The organism is Escherichia sp. MOD1-EC6098 (assembly GCF_002965865.1).
Classification (GTDB): Bacteria; Pseudomonadota; Gammaproteobacteria; order Enterobacterales; family Enterobacteriaceae; genus Escherichia; species Escherichia marmotae.
The window spans coordinates 14,637-32,013 of the sequence record NZ_PTSN01000014.1 but is presented as its reverse complement, the minus strand read 5'-3'; the positions used below and the strand labels follow the sequence as shown (position 1 = coordinate 32,013).

Below are 17,377 nucleotides of genomic sequence, written 5' to 3'. Positions count from 1 at the left end.
GGTTCAATCCCTCAATGATGCCTGGAATCGCTCTTTTAATGCCTCTACACATTTGGCGACGGTAGCGGCAATCTCCTCTTCTTCGAGTGTACGGCTGGTATCTTGCAGGATCAGGCTTATGGCGAGGCTCTTATACCCCTCCGCAACACCCTTACCGCGGTACACGTCAAATAAGTTTACGCCAACTACCTGATTTACGCCAACTTTCTTACATTCGGATAAAATATCCGCAGCGGGAACGTTTTCTGCGACCACAACCGCGATGTCGCGACGGTTCGCCGGGAAGCGAGAAATCTCGCGCGCTTGAGGCACCACGCGGTCTGCGAGCTTGCCCCACTCCAGTTCGAACACCAGAGTGCGACCGTTGAGATCCAGTTTACGTTCCAGTTCAGGATGAACAACCCCAACAAAACCAATGCGTTCACCTTTCAGATAAATCGCTGCGGATTGTCCAGGATGCAGCGCCGGATTCGCTTCTGCACGGAACTCAACCTCATTCAGTTTACCAGTCAGGTCGAGAACGGATTCCAGATCACCTTTCAAATCATAGAAATCAACGGTCTCTTTTGCCAGGTTCCAGTGCTCTTCATAACGGTTACCGCAAATAACACCAGCTAACATCAGATCCTGACGAATGCCCAATGGTGCCTGGGTGTCCGGAACAAAACGCAGGCCACTTTCGAAAATACGCACACGGTTTTGCTGACGGTTCTGGTTGTACACTACCGTTGCCAGCAGGCCAGTCCACAAAGAAAGGCGCATTGCTGACATTTCAACCGAGATCGGACTTGGCAGCAGTAACGCTTCTGCACCCGGGTGGATCATCTGCTGAACTTTCGGATCCACGAAGCTGTAGGTGATCACTTCCTGATAGCCTTTGTCGTTGAGAAGCGTTTTCACACGCTTGAGCGACAGGTCAGCTTCGCGGTGAGTGCCCATAATCAGGCTCGCCTGCACCGGCTCGTCCGGAATGTTGTTGTAGCCATAAACACGAGCGACTTCTTCGACCAGATCCTCTTCAATCTCCATGTCGAAACGCCAGCTCGGCGCAACTGCCTGCCACTCGTCCTTACCTTCGGTCACTTTGCAGCCGAGGCGACGCAGAATGTCGGTAACCTGCTCATCGGCAATATGATGGCCGATCAGGCGATCCAGTTTGCTGCGACGTAAAGTGATAGTCGCACGCTTCGGCAGCGTTGCTTCGTTGGTGATATCGATAACCGGACCTGCTTCACCGCCGCAAATGTCAATCAGCAGACGAGTCGCACGTTCCATTGCTTTATGCTGCAGTGCCGGATCAACACCACGCTCGTAACGGTGAGACGCATCGGTATGCAGGCCATGACGACGAGCACGACCGGTGATAGACAGCGGGCTGAAGAAAGCGCATTCCAGCAAAACGTTTTGCGTTTCTTCATTTACGCCAGAATGTTCGCCGCCGAAGATGCCACCCATTGCCAGTGCCTTGTTGTGGTCAGCAATAACCAGAGTGTCAGCATTCAGCTTCGCTTCAGTGCCATCGAGCAACACCAGCGTTTCACCCTCTTTCGCCATCCGCACCACAATACCGCCTTCAATGCGATCTTTATCGAAAGCGTGCATCGGTTGACCCAGTTCAAGGAGCACGTAGTTGGTCACGTCAACGACCGCATCGATAGAACGAATGCCGCAGCGACGCAGTTTTTCTTTCATCCACAGCGGAGTTGGGGCTTTAACGTTAATGCCTTTTACGACGCGACCAAGATAACGTGGGCAGGCTTCAGGCGCTTCTACTGCAATCGGCAACGTATCGTCAATGGTTGCACCAACCGGAATGATTTCCGGTTCAACCAGCGGCAACTGGTTCAGCACAGCAACGTCGCGCGCAACACCAATGATGCCTAAACAGTCGGCACGGTTTGGCGTAACGCTGATTTCGATAGTGTTATCATCGAGTTTCAGGTATTCACGAATGTCAGTACCAATCGGCGCATCCGCTGGCAGTTCAATAATGCCGTTATGATCGTCAGAAATGCCCAGCTCGGAGAAAGAGCACAGCATCCCTTCAGACGGTTCGCCACGCAGTTTCGCCGCTTTAATTTTAAAATCACCCGGCAGAACAGCACCAATGGTCGCTACCGCCACACGCAGGCCCTGACGGCAGTTTGGTGCGCCACAGACAATATCCAGCAGGCGATCACCACCAACGTTGACTTTCGTCACTCGCAGTTTGTCAGCGTTTGGATGCTGTGCGCACTCAACTACTTCACCAACAACCACGCCATGGAAGCTACCGGCAACCGGTTCTACACCGTCAACTTCCAGACCCGCCATAGTGATTTGATTCGCCAGCGCATCGCTATCAATCGCTGGGTTCACCCATTCGCGTAACCACAGTTCACTGAATTTCATAATCTATTCCTGCCTTATTTAAACTGTTTGAGGAAACGCAGATCGTTTTCGAAGAATGAACGCAGGTCGGTGACGCCGTAACGCAACATAGTCAGGCGCTCCATCCCCATCCCAAAGGCAAAACCGGAGTAAACTTCCGGGTCGATACCGACGTTACGCAGCACATTTGGATGCACCATGCCGCAACCCAGCACTTCCAACCATTTGCCGTTTTTACCCATAACGTCCACTTCTGCAGACGGTTCGGTGAACGGGAAGTAGGAAGGACGGAAGCGGATCTGCAAATCTTCTTCAAAGAAGTTACGCAGGAAGTCGTGCAGTGTGCCTTTCAGGTTGGTAAAGCTGATGTTGGTGTCAACAATCAGGCCTTCCATCTGATGGAACATCGGTGTGTGAGTCTGGTCGTAGTCGTTACGATAAACACGGCCAGGTGCGATGATACGAATCGGTGGCTGCTGGGCTTTCATGGTGCGGATCTGTACGCCAGACGTCTGGGTACGCAGCAGGCGAGTAGCATCAAACCAGAAAGTGTCGTGGTCAGCGCGCGCCGGGTGGTGACCTGGAATGTTCAGAGCATCAAAGTTATGATAATCGTCTTCGATTTCCGGCCCGGTAGCCACGGTAAAGCCAAGCTCACCGAAGAAACTTTCGATACGGTCGATAGTACGGGTCACCGGATGCAGACCGCCGTTTTCAATACGACGCCCCGGCAAGGAGACATCAATAGTTTCTGCTGCCAGACGCGCATTCAACGCCGCGCTTTCCAGCTCGGCTTTACGCGCATTCAGCGCCTGCTGCACCTGCTCTTTTGCTTCGTTGATAACCGCACCGGCTGCCGGACGCTCTTCTGGCGGCAGCTCACGCAGGGTCGTCATCTGAAGGGTCAAGTGCCCTTTTTTACCCAAATATTCGACGCGCACATTGTCTAACGCGGCAACATCTGACGCCTGGCTAATGGCCGCCTTCGCACTGGCAACCAGTTCTGCGAGATGTGACATGGTTTTCCTCATTGTGTCGGTGGTGACACTGGTTCGTTGGACTTAGAGCCTATCCCATCAGGCTATTTTACTTGCCATTTTGTCCCGGACAGTGCTCGAAATCCTCACGTACTTAAGTACGCTCCGGTTTCTCCGCGCTGGCCATGTCCAAACTGACTGCGACAATTACGCCTATTACGCCTGATGAGACAGGCTTTTTATTTTTCAGAACGCGCATACAAAAAAAGCCTCCACTGGGAGGCTTTCAGGCGCTGTTTTCCGTTTCTCTTCTCACGCGCTAGCCTCCTGGAGTCAGGTGCTAAAGTAAAAAAAGAAGCGGAAAATAGCAGCATTCATTGCTTGCGTTACCTTTTGGAACTTTTCAAAAGACCTTTATTGAAAAGGCTACGACGATAAAAGTCAATGTTCTGATAGTGTTGAAACGAAAAGAGGGAGACAAGCTCCCTCTTTCAACTGGCTTATGCCAGAGCTGCTTTCGCTTTTTCAACCAGAGCGGTGAACGCTACTTTGTCGAATACTGCGATGTCAGCCAGGATCTTACGGTCGATTTCAACAGAGGCTTTTTTCAGGCCATTGATGAATTTGCTGTAAGAAATACCGTTCTGACGTGCTGCTGCGTTGATACGCGCAATCCACAGTTGACGGAACTGACGCTTACGTTGACGACGGTCACGGTAAGCATACTGACCAGCCTTGATAACAGCCTGGAAGGCAACGCGGTATACGCGAGAACGCGCACCGTAGTAGCCTTTAGCTTGTTTCAAAATTTTCTTGTGACGTGCGCGTGCAATAACACCACGTTTTACGCGAGCCATATGTGCTCTCCTGTATCTATTCTAATTAAAAAGTTAAAAAACGTTAACGGCTTATGCGTACGGCAGGCACGCGATTACCAGGCCCAGATCGCCTTTAGAAACCATGGCTTTCGGACGCAGGTGACGTTTACGTTTGGTCGCTTTTTTGGTCAGAATGTGACGCAGGTTAGCGTGCTTGTGCTTAAAACCACCTTTACCGGTTTTTTTGAAGCGCTTAGCAGCACCGCGTACGGTCTTAATTTTTGGCATTTTAATAACTTCCACTTCGCATTGTTGATAAACAGAAACAAAGACGAATCACCCTGTGAGCCGAGGCCCACAGGAATGATTACTTGATGGCCTTACTGTTTCTTCTTAGGAGCGAGCACCATGATCATCTGGCGGCCTTCGATCTTCGTTGGGAAGGATTCGACCACTGCCAGTTCTTGCAAATCGTCTTTCACGCGATTAAGCACTTCCATACCGATTTGCTGGTGCGCCATCTCACGACCGCGGAAACGCAGTGTGATTTTGGCTTTATCACCCTCTTCCAGAAAGCGAATCAGGCTGCGGAGTTTTACCTGATAGTCGCCTTCATCTGTACCAGGACGGAATTTAATTTCCTTAACCTGGATAACTTTTTGCTTTTTCTTCTGTTCCTTAGAAGACTTGCTCTTTTCATAGAGGAATTTGCCGTAATCCATGATACGACAAACCGGCGGCTCGGCGTTAGGGCTGATCTCGACTAAGTCTACTCCGGCTTCTTCAGCTTTCTCCAGAGCTTCTCTCAGACTCACAATACCAAGCTGCTCGCCTTCCAGACCTGTTAAGCGAACTTCCTGGGCGCGAATTTCGCCATTAATACGGTTAGGGCGCGCCGTTTGAACTCGTTTTCCGCCTTTAATACCTTATTCCTCCAATTGTTTAAGACTGCGGCTGCGAATCTCTTGTTGCAGCTTCTCGATCACTTCATTTACGTCCATGCTTCCCAGGTCTTTACCACGGCGGGTGCGAACGGCAACTTTGCCAGATTCCACCTCTTTATCACCACAGACCAACATATACGGGACGCGACGCAAAGTGTGCTCGCGGATTTTAAAGCCAATCTTCTCATTTCTCAAGTCTGCTTTAACACGAATGCCCGCATTTGATAGTTTTTGCGTCAATTCGTTAACGTATTCAGACTGCGAATCAGTAATGTTCATGATAACAACCTGAACCGGCGCAAGCCAGGTCGGGAAGAAACCAGCGAACTCTTCGGTCAGGATACCGATGAAACGTTCCATAGACCCCAGAATTGCGCGGTGAATCATTACCGGAACCTTACGCTCGTTGTCTTCGCCCACATAGGAGGCGCTCAGACGAGACGGCAAGGAGAAGTCCAACTGTACCGTACCGCACTGCCATGCACGATCGAGGCAGTCATACAGGGTAAATTCAATTTTCGGACCGTAGAAAGCGCCTTCACCCAGTTGATATTCAAACGGGATGTTGTTTTCTTCCAGCGCAACTGCCAGGTCCGCCTCAGCACGATCCCACATTTCGTCGCTGCCAATACGTTTTTCAGGACGAGTGGAAAGTTTGACCACGATTTTCTCGAAGCCAAAAGTGCTGTACATATCATAGACTAAACGGATACATCCGTTAACTTCATCGCGAATTTGTTCTTCAGTACAGAAGATATGCGCGTCATCCTGGGTGAAACCACGTACACGCATCAGTCCATGCAGAGAACCTGACGGCTCGTTACGGTGGCAGCTACCGAACTCGGCCATACGCAGCGGCAGATCGCGATACGACTTCAGCCCCTGGTTGAAAATTTGTACGTGACCCGGGCAGTTCATCGGCTTAATGCAGTATTCACGGTTCTCTGAAGACGTGGTGAACATCGCATCTTTGTAGTTTTCCCAGTGTCCGGTTTTTTCCCACAGGACGCGGTCCATCATGAACGGACCTTTTACTTCCTGATACTGGTACTCTTTCAGTTTAGAACGTACGAACACTTCCAGTTCACGGAAGATTGTCCAGCCGTCGTTGTGCCAGAACACCATACCCGGCGCTTCTTCCTGCATATGGTACAGGTCAAGCTGCTTACCGATTTTACGGTGGTCGCGTTTCGCGGCTTCTTCCAGGCGCTGCAGGTAAGCGTTGAGGGCTTTTTTGTCTGCCCACGCAGTACCGTAAATACGCTGCAACATTTTGTTGTTGCTATCGCCGCGCCAGTAAGCCCCTGCCGTTTTCATCAGTTTGAAGTGATGGCAGAAACGCATGTTCGGTACGTGCGGACCGCGGCACATATCGACATATTCTTCATGAAAATAGAGACCCGGCAGGTCATCATGGGCAATATTTTCGTCCAGGATGGAGACTTTATAGCTCTCGCCGCGTTTAACAAACGTTTCACGCGCTTCGTGCCAGCTAACTTTCTTCTTAATGACGTCGTAGTTTTTCTCAGCAAGCTCATGCATCCGCTTCTCGAGTGCTTCGACATCTTCCTGGGTTAACGTGCGGTCAAGATCAACGTCATAATAGAAACCGTTGTCAATAACCGGGCCGATTGCCATTTTGGTATGCGGCCAAAGTTGTTTAATTGCGTGCCCTAACAGGTGCGCGCAGGAGTGACGAATGATCTCCAGACCTTCTTCGTCTTTAGCGGTAATGATCGCCAGTTTAGCGTCGTTTTCAATCAAATCGCACGCATCTACCAGTTCGCCATTAACGCGCCCTGCGATACAGGCTTTCGCCAGACCTGGACCAATGTCCAGCGCAACATCCATGGGGCTTACAGCGTGGTCGTAATGGCGTTGGCTGCCATCAGGAAGAGTAATAACAGGCATGTTATATCCTTATTTGCAGTGGTGACCCACACGAAAGATCACATACAAAGATTCATATGAAATTTACCAAAAAGGTTTGGGTTGATTCCCGCTTCACTCTGCGAAATATGTCACAGCATACCGGTTGGTGATGCCAGACCTACACCCACTTTCTGATAATACCGCCTGGCAGTTTACACGGTATTTGTTGTCGGGCAAAGCGACAATCACCATGATCGATATGATATAAATCAACACAGGCAACACCTGCCCATTTTGTTACACTCGATTATCGACTACTCGAAATACGCAGGAAAATCGCATGCCGACAAAACGTTTTGACAAAAAACACTGGAAGATGGTGGTGGTACTACTGGCTATCTGTGGCGCGATGCTGTTACTGCGTTGGGCAGCAATGATTTGGGGCTGAATGGTAAGACTCTATCCGCTAACGTAAAAGCCAGACCGCACGTCGCAGTCCGGCAGTAATAGTTACATTTTATATCCCAGCGATAACGTTGTTCGGCGGTCAGTATGTTCTGGGGCCGATTCAGGCGGTTCAGAGTTCCACGTGACGTTGTAAGCCACTTTAAGACCGAAATGCTCATTGATGGCAACATTCAGCGCACTTTCCGAGTTTAACGTCGTGTCTTCCGCGCCAAAGACGGAAACACCTTGGGTAAATTTAGCGTTGTCGGTCAACTGCCACGCATAAGCCCCGGAAGCATAACCCAGCGGCTGAGTTTCACTGGCATTGTCGGTATATTTGTCGTAACGCACGCCAGGACCGAATTCAAAGCGGAAACTGTGTACCGGACCATTCAAAAACTGGCGACCATAACCCGCAGTCAGCACATCGCGTTCGCGATAACCGTTATAACGGTCTGTCAGCCAACTAGCCTGACCAAATAAATAGTCATAGTCAGTTAAATTAAAACGGCTACGCCCGCCCACCGCATATTTTTCCGAAGAACGTTCATCATTAGAAGACGTATTGCTGGCGTTCCCCCACAGCGACCAGGCAGTAGTATACCCATACCAGGTCATAGTGGTATCAGCCGTTAGTGAAGAACTTTTCGTGTTACCTGATTGTGCAAGGTAACCTGCATTCAGATTACCTTCGAAAGGTTTTTTGGCGCTGGCAGGGTCGTCCATGACAGTAAAAACGGAATCATCGGCAGTTGCATTCAGAGACGCAAACATACCCCCCGCCAACATAACGATGGCAGGAACTGTCTTCAAAAGCTTCATTTATTAAAAGTCCGTACAACAAAAAAAGAGACCATCGCGGTCCCGGAAACTTTCTTGAGGATCAAAGAGTAGCGTCCCTGGAAAGGTAAAAAATTATAAAAAGGAGTGAAAAACTTAGCAATGACTTCTTATTTCATTTTTTGAATAAGCACATTGCGAAAACAGATATTTATTTATATATCTTTACCCGATTAATTTTATATAAATATCCAATAAATCATATTGTTAATTTCTTCACTTTCCACTGATTCAGTGCCAGACTGAAATCAGCCTATAGGAGGAAATGATGGTACGTATCTATACGTTGACACTTGCGCCTTCTCTCGATAGCGCAACAATTACCCCGCAAATTTATCCCGAAGGAAAACTGCGCTGTACCGCCCCGGTGTTTGAGCCTGGTGGCGGCGGTATTAACGTCGCCCGCGCCATTGCTCACCTTGGGGGTAGCGCCACGGCAATCTTCCCGGCTGGCGGCGCAACCGGCGAACATCTGGTTTCACTGCTGGCTGATGAAAATGTCCCGGTCGCCACTGTCGAAGCAAAAGACTGGACCCGCCAGAATCTGCACGTACATGTAGAATCTACGGGTGAGCAGTACCGATTTGTCATGCCTGGCGCGGCGTTAAGTGAAGATGAATTTCGTCAACTTGAAGAACAGGTTCTGGAAATTGAATCAGGGGCTATCCTGGTCATAAGCGGCAGTCTGCCCCCAGGTGTGAAGCTGGAAAAATTAACTCAACTTATCTCCGCTGCACAAAAACAAGGGATTCGTTGCATTGTCGACAGTTCCGGCGATGCACTAAGCGCGGCACTGGCCATTGGCAATATCGAACTGGTGAAACCTAACCAGAAAGAGCTCAGCGCACTGGTCAATCGCGAACTCACCCAGCCAGATGATGTGCGCAAAGCCGCGCAGGAAATCGTAAATAGTGGTAAGGCCAAACGGGTTGTTGTTTCTCTTGGCCCGCAAGGGGCGTTGGGAGTGGACAGCGAAAACTGCATTCAGGTAGTGCCGCCACCGGTGAAAAGCCAGAGTACCGTCGGTGCAGGTGACAGCATGGTCGGCGCGATGACGCTGAAGCTGGCGGAAAATGCCCCTCTTGAAGAAATGGTTCGTTTTGGCGTAGCCGCAGGTAGTGCCGCCACGCTCAATCAAGGAACTCGCCTGTGCTCCCATGACGATACGCAAAAAATTTACGCTTACCTTTCCCACTAATAGAGATATTCCCCCAACATTGGGGGAATCACCACAAACCTGTCGGCAACGCGTTTCTCCGACTATGCTAAAAAATCACGTGATAACAAAGAGGTGAATTATGGCCGGTGGCGACCTTGTCCGCTATGTCATTACCGTCATGTTGCATGAAGACACATTAACTGAAATTAATGAGTTAAATAACTTTCTGACACGCGACGGTTTTTTACTGACCATGACGGATGATGACGGAAATATCCATGAGCTGGGAACGAACACCTTTGGGCTTATTAGTACTCAAAATGAAGATGAAATAAGAGAGCTGGTTGCCGGGCTTACCCAAAGTGCAACCGGCAAATCCCCGGAAATCACAATCACCACCTGGGAGAAATGGTATAGCGACAGAAAATAAATGGTTTTTGGGCAATAATCAGTCTGTGGTGTGCGTTAGCTCGTGTTTTTTCACCGCATTCTTGCGCTAACTTTATGATCTGGCAGACAACATGGGAGAGACATCATGTGGCAGGCAATCAGTCGTCTTTTGAGCGAGCAGTTAGGTGAAGGCGAAATCGAACTGCGTAATGAACTGCCTGGCGGGGAAGTCCATGCCGCATGGCATTTGCGCTATGCTGGACGTGATTTTTTCGTCAAATGTGATGAAAGGGACCTGCTTTCCGGTTTTACCGCCGAAGCCGATCAACTGGAATTATTATCACGCAGTAAAACCGTTACTGTGCCCAGAGTCTGGGCTGTTGGCGCTGACCGGGACTACAGTTTTTTGGTGATGGACTATCTCCCGCCTCGCCCGTTGGATGCACATAACGCATTTATTTTAGGGCAGCAAGTTGCGCGCCTGCATCAATGGAGTGATCAGCCACAATTTGGCCTCGATTTCGATAACGCACTTTCGACTACTCCACAACCCAACACCTGGCAACGTCGCTGGGCAACGTTTTTTGCTGAACAACGTATTGGCTGGCAACTGGAACTGGCGGCAGAAAAAGGGATCGCCTTCGGCAATATCGACGCCATCGTCGAACACATTCAGCAACGTCTGGCCTCACATCAGCCGCAGCCGTCACTGTTACACGGTGATTTATGGTCCGGAAACTGTGCGCTGGGTCCGAATGGCCCGTACATCTTCGATCCCGCTTGTTACTGGGGTGACAGAGAGTGCGATCTGGCGATGTTGCCGCTGCACACTGAACAACCGCCGCAAATCTATGACGGCTATCAGTCAGTTTCACCGCTACCGGCAGATTTCCTCGAACGTCAACCAATTTACCAGCTCTACACGTTACTTAATCGTGCAAGGTTGTTTGGCGGGCAGCATTTGGTTATTGCTCAGCAGTCACTGGATAGATTATTAGCGGCGTGATGTGAGTTGATGATAATGGCCGCTTCGCGCGGCCTTTTGATTAAATAAACCCAAGCAGAGAAAAAAACACATACCCAGCAGCAATACAAATGACCGGCAGGATATAGAGTGAAAAAAACTGCAAGAAAATGGTATGGTGCGGAACAACAATGCGTGACTCAATCTGTTCACGCGTTAACCCCTCGTCTCCTTTAGCCTTCTCCAGAATGAGTTGATCCTCAACACCTTCACGTAAGAAACGCGCCTGGCGGCTCATACGGGCACCGGAATCTTGCAACGCAAGTCCAACAAATATCAGGATGAAAATCACCCAGAACATAATATTCACACCGCCATTAAAATTGGGCGTCGGTGAGTTGTACCAGAACAGATTCAAAAAAGGCGTATTCGCCTGCATCATATCGATCATGACATGGGTAAAGTCGAGCATGACCGCATTAATGCCTTCCTGATTTTCCTGCCGGGTATTCATAAATTTCAGCAAAGAAATCAGCGTAGAGATCAGTGCGGGTATAAAAATCACCCAACCGAAAATCCTTTTCAAAACAGCAATGCGTCCAGCTTGTTGATACGTCATGAGTTCTCCTTGATTAAGACGCGTCGATTCACTTAGTTTACCTGTAGATATCTGTTTTCGCCCATTCTTTAAAGGCGATATGATAGGCGCTTAATCATAAGCACTGCTTAATACCTTACACTTAATGCTCTAAAGGAGAGGTTGTAATGTCAACCCCGCGACAGATTCTTGCTGCAATTTTCGATATGGATGGATTACTTATCGACTCTGAACCTTTATGGGATCGAGCCGAACTGGATGTGATGGCAAGCCTGGGGGTGGACATCTCCCGTCGTAACGAGCTACCGGACACCTTAGGTTTACGCATCGATATGGTGGTTGATCTGTGGTACGCCCGGCAACCGTGGCGTGGGCCGGGTCGTCAGGAAGTGGTAGAACGGGTTATTGCTCGTGCCATTTCACTGGTTGAAGAGACTCGGCCATTACTGCCTGGTGTGCGTGAGGCCGTTGCGCTGTGCAAAGAACACGGTTTATTGGTTGGCCTGGCCTCTGCGTCGCCGTTACATATGCTGGAAAAAGTGCTGACCATGTTTGACTTACGTGACAGTTTCGATGTCCTCGCCTCCGCAGAAAAACTGCCTTACAGCAAACCGCACCCGCAAGTGTATCTCGATTGCGCAGCAAAGCTGGGTATTGATCCGCTGGCCTGCGTGGCGCTGGAAGATTCTGTAAACGGTATGATCGCCTCTAAAGCAGCCCGTATGCGTTCCATCGTCGTTCCTGCGCCAGAAGCGCAAAATGATCCACGTTTTGTGTTGGCAAACGTGAAGCTTTCATCTCTCACCGAACTCACCGCGGAAGACCTCCTCGGCTAATAAAAATCGGGCAGTGTCATCACTGCCCCTGGTTTTTTATCTGAATTTTTATTCAACTGGCGGATTTATCATCATTTTGTGATAAAGAGTTACACCGTCACCACTTCCGCGCACTGTATAAAAATCCTATACTGTACGTATCGACAGTTTAGTGAGTTTTATCATGACGGCGGAAGGTCACCTTCTTTTTTCTATTGCTTGCGCGGTATTTGCCAAAAATGCCGAACTAACGCCCGTGCTGGCACAGGGTGACTGGTGGCATATTGTCCCTTCCGCAATCTTAACGTGTCTGTTACCGGACATCGACCACCCAAAATCGTTTCTTGGGCAGCGATTAAAGTGGATATCAAAACCCATTGCCCGGGCATTTGGACACCGTGGATTTACCCACAGTCTGCTGGCGGTCTTTGCGTTGCTGGCGACCTTTTATCTTAAAGTTCCGGAAAGCTGGTTTATTCCGGCTGATGCTTTGCAAGGTATGGTGCTGGGTTATTTGAGCCATATCCTTGCCGATATGCTGACACCGGCTGGCGTTCCCCTCCTCTGGCCATGTCGCTGGCGCTTCCGCCTGCCAATTCTGGTGCCACAAAAGGGCAATCAACTGGAACGTTTTCTCTGCATGGCATTATTTGTCTGGTCGGTGTGGATGCCCCATTCATTGCCCGAAAACAGTGCCGTGCGTTGGTCATCGGAAATGATCAATACCTTGCAGATCCAGTTTCATCGCCTTATTAAGCATCAGGTTGAATATTAAAGCGGCAAAAACCGTCTTTCTGGAATAAGCAATTCCATTTGAATATAAGAGCCAGCTCACAGTTCTGTTAATCTTGCGACAACACTATGACTGTTACACAGTGATAGAAATAATAAGATCAGGAGAACGGGGATGAACTTTCCATTAATTGCGAACATCGTGGTGTTCGTTGTGCTGCTGTTTGCGTTGGCCCAGACTCGCCACAAACAGTGGAGTCTGGCAAAAAAAGTGCTGGTGGGTCTGGTGATGGGCGTGGTCTTTGGCCTTGCTCTACACACCATTTATGGTTCTGACAGCCAGGTACTTAAAGATTCTGTACAGTGGTTTAACATTGTCGGTAACGGCTATGTTCAGCTACTGCAAATGATCGTCATGCCGTTAGTATTCGCCTCTATTCTGAGCGCGGTTGCTCGCCTGCATAACGCATCTCAGTTAGGCAAAATCAGTTTTCTGACCATCGGTACGCTGCTGTTTACCACGCTGATTGCGGCGCTGGTCGGTGTGCTGGTGACCAACCTGTTTGGTCTGACTGCTGAAGGTCTGGTTCAGGGTGGCGCAGAGACGGCGCGTCTGAACGCTATCGAAAGCAACTATGTTGGTAAAGTTGCAGACTTAAGTGTTCCGCAACTCATTCTGTCCTTTATCCCGAAAAACCCGTTTGCCGATTTGACTGGTGCCAATCCGACGTCAATTATCAGCGTGGTAATTTTTGCCGCCTTCCTTGGTGTCGCCGCGCTAAAACTGTTGAAAGATGATGCGCCGAAAGGTGAACGCGTCTTAACCGCTATCGACACGCTGCAAAGCTGGGTGATGAAACTGGTTCGCCTGGTCATGCAATTGACCCCTTACGGCGTGCTTGCGCTGATGACCAAAGTCGTTGCCGGTTCCAATCTGCAAGACATCATTAAGCTGGGTAGCTTCGTTGTCGCGTCCTACCTGGGTCTTATCATTATGTTTGCGGTACATGGCATTCTGCTGGGTATTAACGGCGTAAGCCCGCTGAAATACTTCCGTAAAGTATGGCCAGTACTGACGTTTGCCTTCACCAGTCGCTCCAGCGCCGCGTCTATTCCGCTGAACGTAGAAGCGCAAACGCGTCGTCTGGGTGTTCCTGAATCCATTGCCAGTTTCGCCGCTTCTTTCGGTGCGACCATTGGTCAGAACGGCTGTGCTGGTTTGTATCCGGCAATGCTGGCGGTGATGGTTGCGCCTACAGTTGGCATTAACCCACTGGATCCAGTGTGGATTGCGACACTCGTCGGTATCGTCACGGTGAGTTCAGCAGGTGTTGCAGGTGTTGGTGGTGGTGCGACATTCGCCGCGTTGATTGTTCTGCCAGCAATGGGCTTACCGGTAACGCTGGTGGCTCTGCTAATCTCCGTTGAACCGCTTATCGATATGGGCCGAACTGCATTGAACGTTAGCGGCTCAATGACCGCAGGTACGCTGACCAGCCAGTGGCTGAAGCAAACCGATAAGTCCATTCTGGACAGCGAAGACGACGCCGAGCTGGCACACCGTTAATCCTGGTTTATAACGCAAAACGCCTGTCATCCGACAGGCGTTTATTTATTCTTCGATCTCATTTTCTTGCCGCACCTGATTTGCCCAACGCTGGGCCGACTCCGGTACGCTAAACGCCGGTGAGCGCAAGAATGATTCCCCCACCAGGACAAACGCCACATACTTGCCGCGCAGTATCCAGACATCACGAAACGAATCCATTTTAACCGCATGTTCTGGCGGCGCGGGTTCTGTGCGCGGAACATAGCTAATAATCGGGCGGTTTTGCTGACGTAGCGGTTTCTTCATTACTGGCTTCACTAAACGCATATTAAAAATCAGAAAAACTGTAGTTTAGCCGATTTAGCCCCCGTCCGTCCTGCTTTGCGTACATTCCCAAAAACCTTCTCTGGCACCACTTCCAGAGCGAGATCCCCCTGGTGGTCTATAGTTAGAAGGTTTTTTGACCAAAACAGCGGCCCTTTCAGCAATGAAATAAGGAGACGAGTTCAATGTCGCAACATAACGAAAAGAACCCACATCAGCACCAGTCCCCCCTGCACGATTCGAGCGAAGCGAAACCCGGGATGGACTCACTGGCACCTGAGGACGGTTCTCATCGTCCAGCGGCTGAACCGACCCCGCCTGGTGCGCAACCTACTGCGCCAGGTAGCCTGAAAGCGCCGGATACGCGTAATGAAAAAATAAATTCCCTGGAAGATGTGCGTAAAGGTAGCGAGAATTATGCACTGACCACCAATCAGGGTGTACGCATAGCCGACGATCAAAACTCCCTGCGTGCCGGTAGCCGTGGGCCTACGCTGCTGGAAGATTTTATTCTGCGTGAGAAAATCACTCACTTTGACCACGAACGCATCCAGGAGCGTATTGTTCACGCACGCGGTTCTGCTGCTCACGGCTATTTCCAGCCGTATAAAAACTTGAGCGACATCACCAAAGCCGATTTTCTGTCTGATCCGAACAAAATCACTCCGGTATTTGTGCGCTTCTCTACCGTTCAGGGGGGCGCTGGCTCGGCAGATACCGTGCGTGATATCCGTGGTTTCGCCACCAAGTTCTATACCGAAGAAGGTATTTTTGATCTCGTTGGCAACAACACGCCGATCTTCTTTATTCAGGATGCACACAAATTCCCCGATTTTGTTCATGCGGTAAAACCGGAGCCGCACTGGGCGATCCCACAGGGAGGCAGCGCCCACGACACTTTCTGGGATTATGTTTCCCTGCAACCTGAAACCCTGCATAACGTAATGTGGGCGATGTCAGACCGTGGGCTCCCCCGCAGTTATCGCACAATGGAAGGCTTCGGCATTCACACCTTCCGCCTGATTAACGCCGAAGGTAAAGCAACCTTTGTGCGTTTCCACTGGAAACCACTGGCAGGTAAAGCCTCGCTGGTATGGGATGAGGCGCAGAAACTGACGGGGCGAGACCCGGACTTCCACCGTCGCGAACTGTGGGAAGCGATTGAAGCGGGCGACTTCCCGGAATATGAACTTGGCTTCCAGTTGATTGCGGAAGAGGATGAATTCAAATTCGACTTCGACCTGCTTGACCCAACAAAACTTATCCCGGAAGAGTTAGTCCCCGTTCAGCGCATCGGTAAAATGGTGCTCAATCGTAACCCGGATAACTTTTTTGCCGAAAATGAACAAGTGGCTTTCCATCCTGGACACATTGTCCCCGGTCTGGATTTCACCAACGATCCGCTGTTGCAGGGGCGTTTGTTCTCCTACACCGACACACAAATCAGCCGTCTTGGCGGGCCGAATTTCCATGAAATTCCAATTAACCGCCCAACCTGCCCGTACCACAATTACCAGCGTGACGGCATGCATCGGATGGGAATCGACACTAACCCAGCAAACTACGAACCGAATTCGATCAACGATAACTGGCCGCGAGAAACACCGCCGGGGCCGAAACGCGGAGGTTTTGAATCCTATCAGGAGCGCGTAGAAGGCAATAAGGTGCGCGAGCGTAGCCCATCGTTTGGCGAATATTATTCCCATCCGCGCCTGTTCTGGTTAAGCCAGACACCATTCGAACAGCGCCATATTATCGATGCTTTCAGCTTTGAGTTGAGTAAAGTTGTACGCCCATATATTCGTGAGCGCGTTGTTGACCAGCTAGCGCATATCGATCTCAACCTGGCGCAAGCGGTAGCAAAAAATCTCGGTATTGCACTGACAGACGACCAACTGAACATTACGCCACCACCGGACGTGAACGGGCTGAAAAAAGATCCTGCGTTAAGTCTGTATGCCATTCCGGATGGGGATGTGAAAGGCCGTGTGGTCGCGATTTTGCTTAATGATGAGGTGAGATCGGCAGACCTTCTGGAAATGCTCAAGGCACTGAAAGCTAAAGGCGTTCATGCCAAACTGCTTTATTCACGGATGGGAGAAGTGACAGCAGATGACGGTACAGTATTGCCAATAGCCGCTACCTTTGCTGGAGCCCCCTCACTGACGGTTGATGCGGTTATTGTCCCATGCGGCAATATCGCGGATATCGCAGACAACGGCGACGCAAACTACTACCTGATGGAAGCCTATAAACACCTTAAACCAATAGCCCTGACGGGAGATGCACGCAAGTTCAAGGCAACAATCAAGGTCGATGACCAGGGTGAAGAAGGGATTGTTGAAGCCGACAGAGCTGACGGCAATTTTATGAATGAGTTACTGACTCTGATAGCGGCGCACCGCGTCTGGTCACGTATCCCTAAGATTGACAAAATCCCTGCCTGAATATAGGCGGCGCAGTTGCGCCGCCTTTGCCTGATGCGCTGCGCTTATCAGGTCTAGCGTAATAATTCATAATATATTGAAATTGCTACACTTTGCTGGCCGGATAAGGTATTTACGCTACATCCGGCAAA

18 protein-coding genes and 1 other annotated feature are annotated in these 17,377 nt (G+C 50.1%); of the genes, 8 read left to right on the top strand and 10 right to left on the bottom strand.

Translation table 11 applies throughout. The features are described from left to right. Positions 1 to 3 precede the first annotated feature (3 nt). From pheT to thrS, 7 genes are all read right to left on the bottom strand, one after another. The gene (gene pheT / locus C0K55_RS15155; protein ID WP_105266093.1) at positions 4 to 2,391 is read right to left on the bottom strand and encodes a phenylalanine--tRNA ligase subunit beta; all 2,388 of its coding nucleotides are present in this window, start codon (positions 2,389 to 2,391) and stop codon (positions 4 to 6) included. 14 nt (positions 2,392 to 2,405) lie between these two features. Next, positions 2,406 to 3,389 carry a phenylalanine--tRNA ligase subunit alpha gene (gene pheS / locus C0K55_RS15150; protein WP_000018588.1) on the bottom strand — a complete coding sequence of 328 codons (984 nt, stop codon included), beginning with the start codon at positions 3,387 to 3,389 and terminating at the stop codon, positions 2,406 to 2,408. A 217-nt stretch (positions 3,390 to 3,606) separates the two neighbouring features. Then, positions 3,607 to 3,731: a sequence feature (Phe leader region), on the bottom strand. Next, complete coding sequence (gene pheM / locus C0K55_RS26115; protein ID WP_001386830.1) at positions 3,681 to 3,725, bottom strand: pheST operon leader peptide PheM; 45 nt, start codon at positions 3,723 to 3,725, stop codon at positions 3,681 to 3,683. It overlaps the preceding feature by 45 nt. Positions 3,732 to 3,847: 116 nt before the next feature. Next, positions 3,848 to 4,204, bottom strand: a complete 357-nt coding sequence (gene rplT / locus C0K55_RS15140) for a 50S ribosomal protein L20 (protein WP_000124850.1) — start codon at positions 4,202 to 4,204, stop codon at positions 3,848 to 3,850. A 51-nt stretch (positions 4,205 to 4,255) separates the two neighbouring features. After that, a complete protein-coding gene (rpmI, locus tag C0K55_RS15135) occupies positions 4,256 to 4,453 on the bottom strand; it encodes a 50S ribosomal protein L35 (protein WP_001124225.1) in 198 nt (65 codons plus the stop codon). Between the two features lie 92 nt (positions 4,454 to 4,545). After that, positions 4,546 to 5,088 carry a translation initiation factor IF-3 gene (gene infC, locus C0K55_RS15130; RefSeq protein WP_001700733.1) on the bottom strand — a complete coding sequence of 181 codons (543 nt, stop codon included), beginning with the start codon at positions 5,086 to 5,088 and terminating at the stop codon, positions 4,546 to 4,548. A gap of 3 nt (positions 5,089 to 5,091) precedes the next feature. Continuing rightward, on the bottom strand, positions 5,092 to 7,020 hold the full coding sequence (gene thrS / locus C0K55_RS15125; protein ID WP_001144185.1) for a threonine--tRNA ligase: 1,929 nt from the start codon (positions 7,018 to 7,020) through the stop codon (positions 5,092 to 5,094). Between the two features lie 301 nt (positions 7,021 to 7,321). Between thrS and yniD the strand changes: the two genes are divergently transcribed. Beyond that, positions 7,322 to 7,429 carry a small membrane protein YniD gene (gene yniD, locus C0K55_RS15120; RefSeq protein WP_001142445.1) on the top strand — a complete coding sequence of 36 codons (108 nt, stop codon included), beginning with the start codon at positions 7,322 to 7,324 and terminating at the stop codon, positions 7,427 to 7,429. A gap of 62 nt (positions 7,430 to 7,491) precedes the next feature. Here yniD and C0K55_RS15115 read toward each other — a convergent pair whose 3' ends face one another. Further along, the gene (locus C0K55_RS15115) at positions 7,492 to 8,250 is read right to left on the bottom strand and encodes a DUF481 domain-containing protein (protein WP_016261976.1); all 759 of its coding nucleotides are present in this window, start codon (positions 8,248 to 8,250) and stop codon (positions 7,492 to 7,494) included. 286 nt (positions 8,251 to 8,536) lie between these two features. Here C0K55_RS15115 and pfkB point away from each other — a divergent pair, with 286 nt between their 5' ends. From pfkB to C0K55_RS15100, 3 genes are all read left to right on the top strand, one after another. After that, complete coding sequence (gene pfkB / locus C0K55_RS15110; protein WP_061090887.1) at positions 8,537 to 9,466, top strand: 6-phosphofructokinase II; 930 nt, start codon at positions 8,537 to 8,539, stop codon at positions 9,464 to 9,466. 100 nt (positions 9,467 to 9,566) lie between these two features. Next, positions 9,567 to 9,857 carry a type V toxin-antitoxin system endoribonuclease antitoxin GhoS gene (gene ghoS / locus C0K55_RS15105; protein WP_000896961.1) on the top strand — a complete coding sequence of 97 codons (291 nt, stop codon included), beginning with the start codon at positions 9,567 to 9,569 and terminating at the stop codon, positions 9,855 to 9,857. Between the two features lie 105 nt (positions 9,858 to 9,962). Next, on the top strand, positions 9,963 to 10,823 hold the full coding sequence (locus C0K55_RS15100) for a fructosamine kinase family protein (protein WP_001516310.1): 861 nt from the start codon (positions 9,963 to 9,965) through the stop codon (positions 10,821 to 10,823). Between the two features lie 40 nt (positions 10,824 to 10,863). Here C0K55_RS15100 and C0K55_RS15095 read toward each other — a convergent pair whose 3' ends face one another. Further along, positions 10,864 to 11,400 carry a YniB family protein gene (locus tag C0K55_RS15095; protein WP_000222161.1) on the bottom strand — a complete coding sequence of 179 codons (537 nt, stop codon included), beginning with the start codon at positions 11,398 to 11,400 and terminating at the stop codon, positions 10,864 to 10,866. 146 nt (positions 11,401 to 11,546) lie between these two features. Here C0K55_RS15095 and hxpB point away from each other — a divergent pair, with 146 nt between their 5' ends. The 3 genes from hxpB (at position 11,547) to tcyP (ending at position 14,493) form a co-directional block, all read left to right on the top strand. After that, positions 11,547 to 12,215: a hexitol phosphatase HxpB gene (gene hxpB, locus C0K55_RS15090; protein WP_105266198.1), complete on the top strand. Its 669-nt coding sequence runs from the start codon at positions 11,547 to 11,549 to the stop codon at positions 12,213 to 12,215. 163 nt (positions 12,216 to 12,378) lie between these two features. After that, entirely contained in the window at positions 12,379 to 12,969 is a 591-nt protein-coding gene (locus C0K55_RS15085) for a metal-dependent hydrolase (protein WP_001516308.1), read from the top strand. Between the two features lie 132 nt (positions 12,970 to 13,101). Next, positions 13,102 to 14,493 (top strand): cystine/sulfocysteine:cation symporter, encoded by a 1,392-nt coding sequence (gene tcyP / locus C0K55_RS15080; protein WP_016261973.1) that lies wholly within the window; start codon positions 13,102 to 13,104, stop codon positions 14,491 to 14,493. A 45-nt stretch (positions 14,494 to 14,538) separates the two neighbouring features. Here the strand turns inward: tcyP and cedA are convergent, their stop codons facing one another. Then, positions 14,539 to 14,802, bottom strand: a complete 264-nt coding sequence (gene cedA, locus C0K55_RS15075; RefSeq protein WP_001241549.1) for a cell division activator CedA — start codon at positions 14,800 to 14,802, stop codon at positions 14,539 to 14,541. A 182-nt stretch (positions 14,803 to 14,984) separates the two neighbouring features. Between cedA and katE the strand changes: the two genes are divergently transcribed. Next, positions 14,985 to 17,246, top strand: a complete 2,262-nt coding sequence (gene katE, locus C0K55_RS15070) for a catalase HPII (RefSeq protein ID WP_105266199.1) — start codon at positions 14,985 to 14,987, stop codon at positions 17,244 to 17,246. Positions 17,247 to 17,377 lie beyond the last annotated feature (131 nt).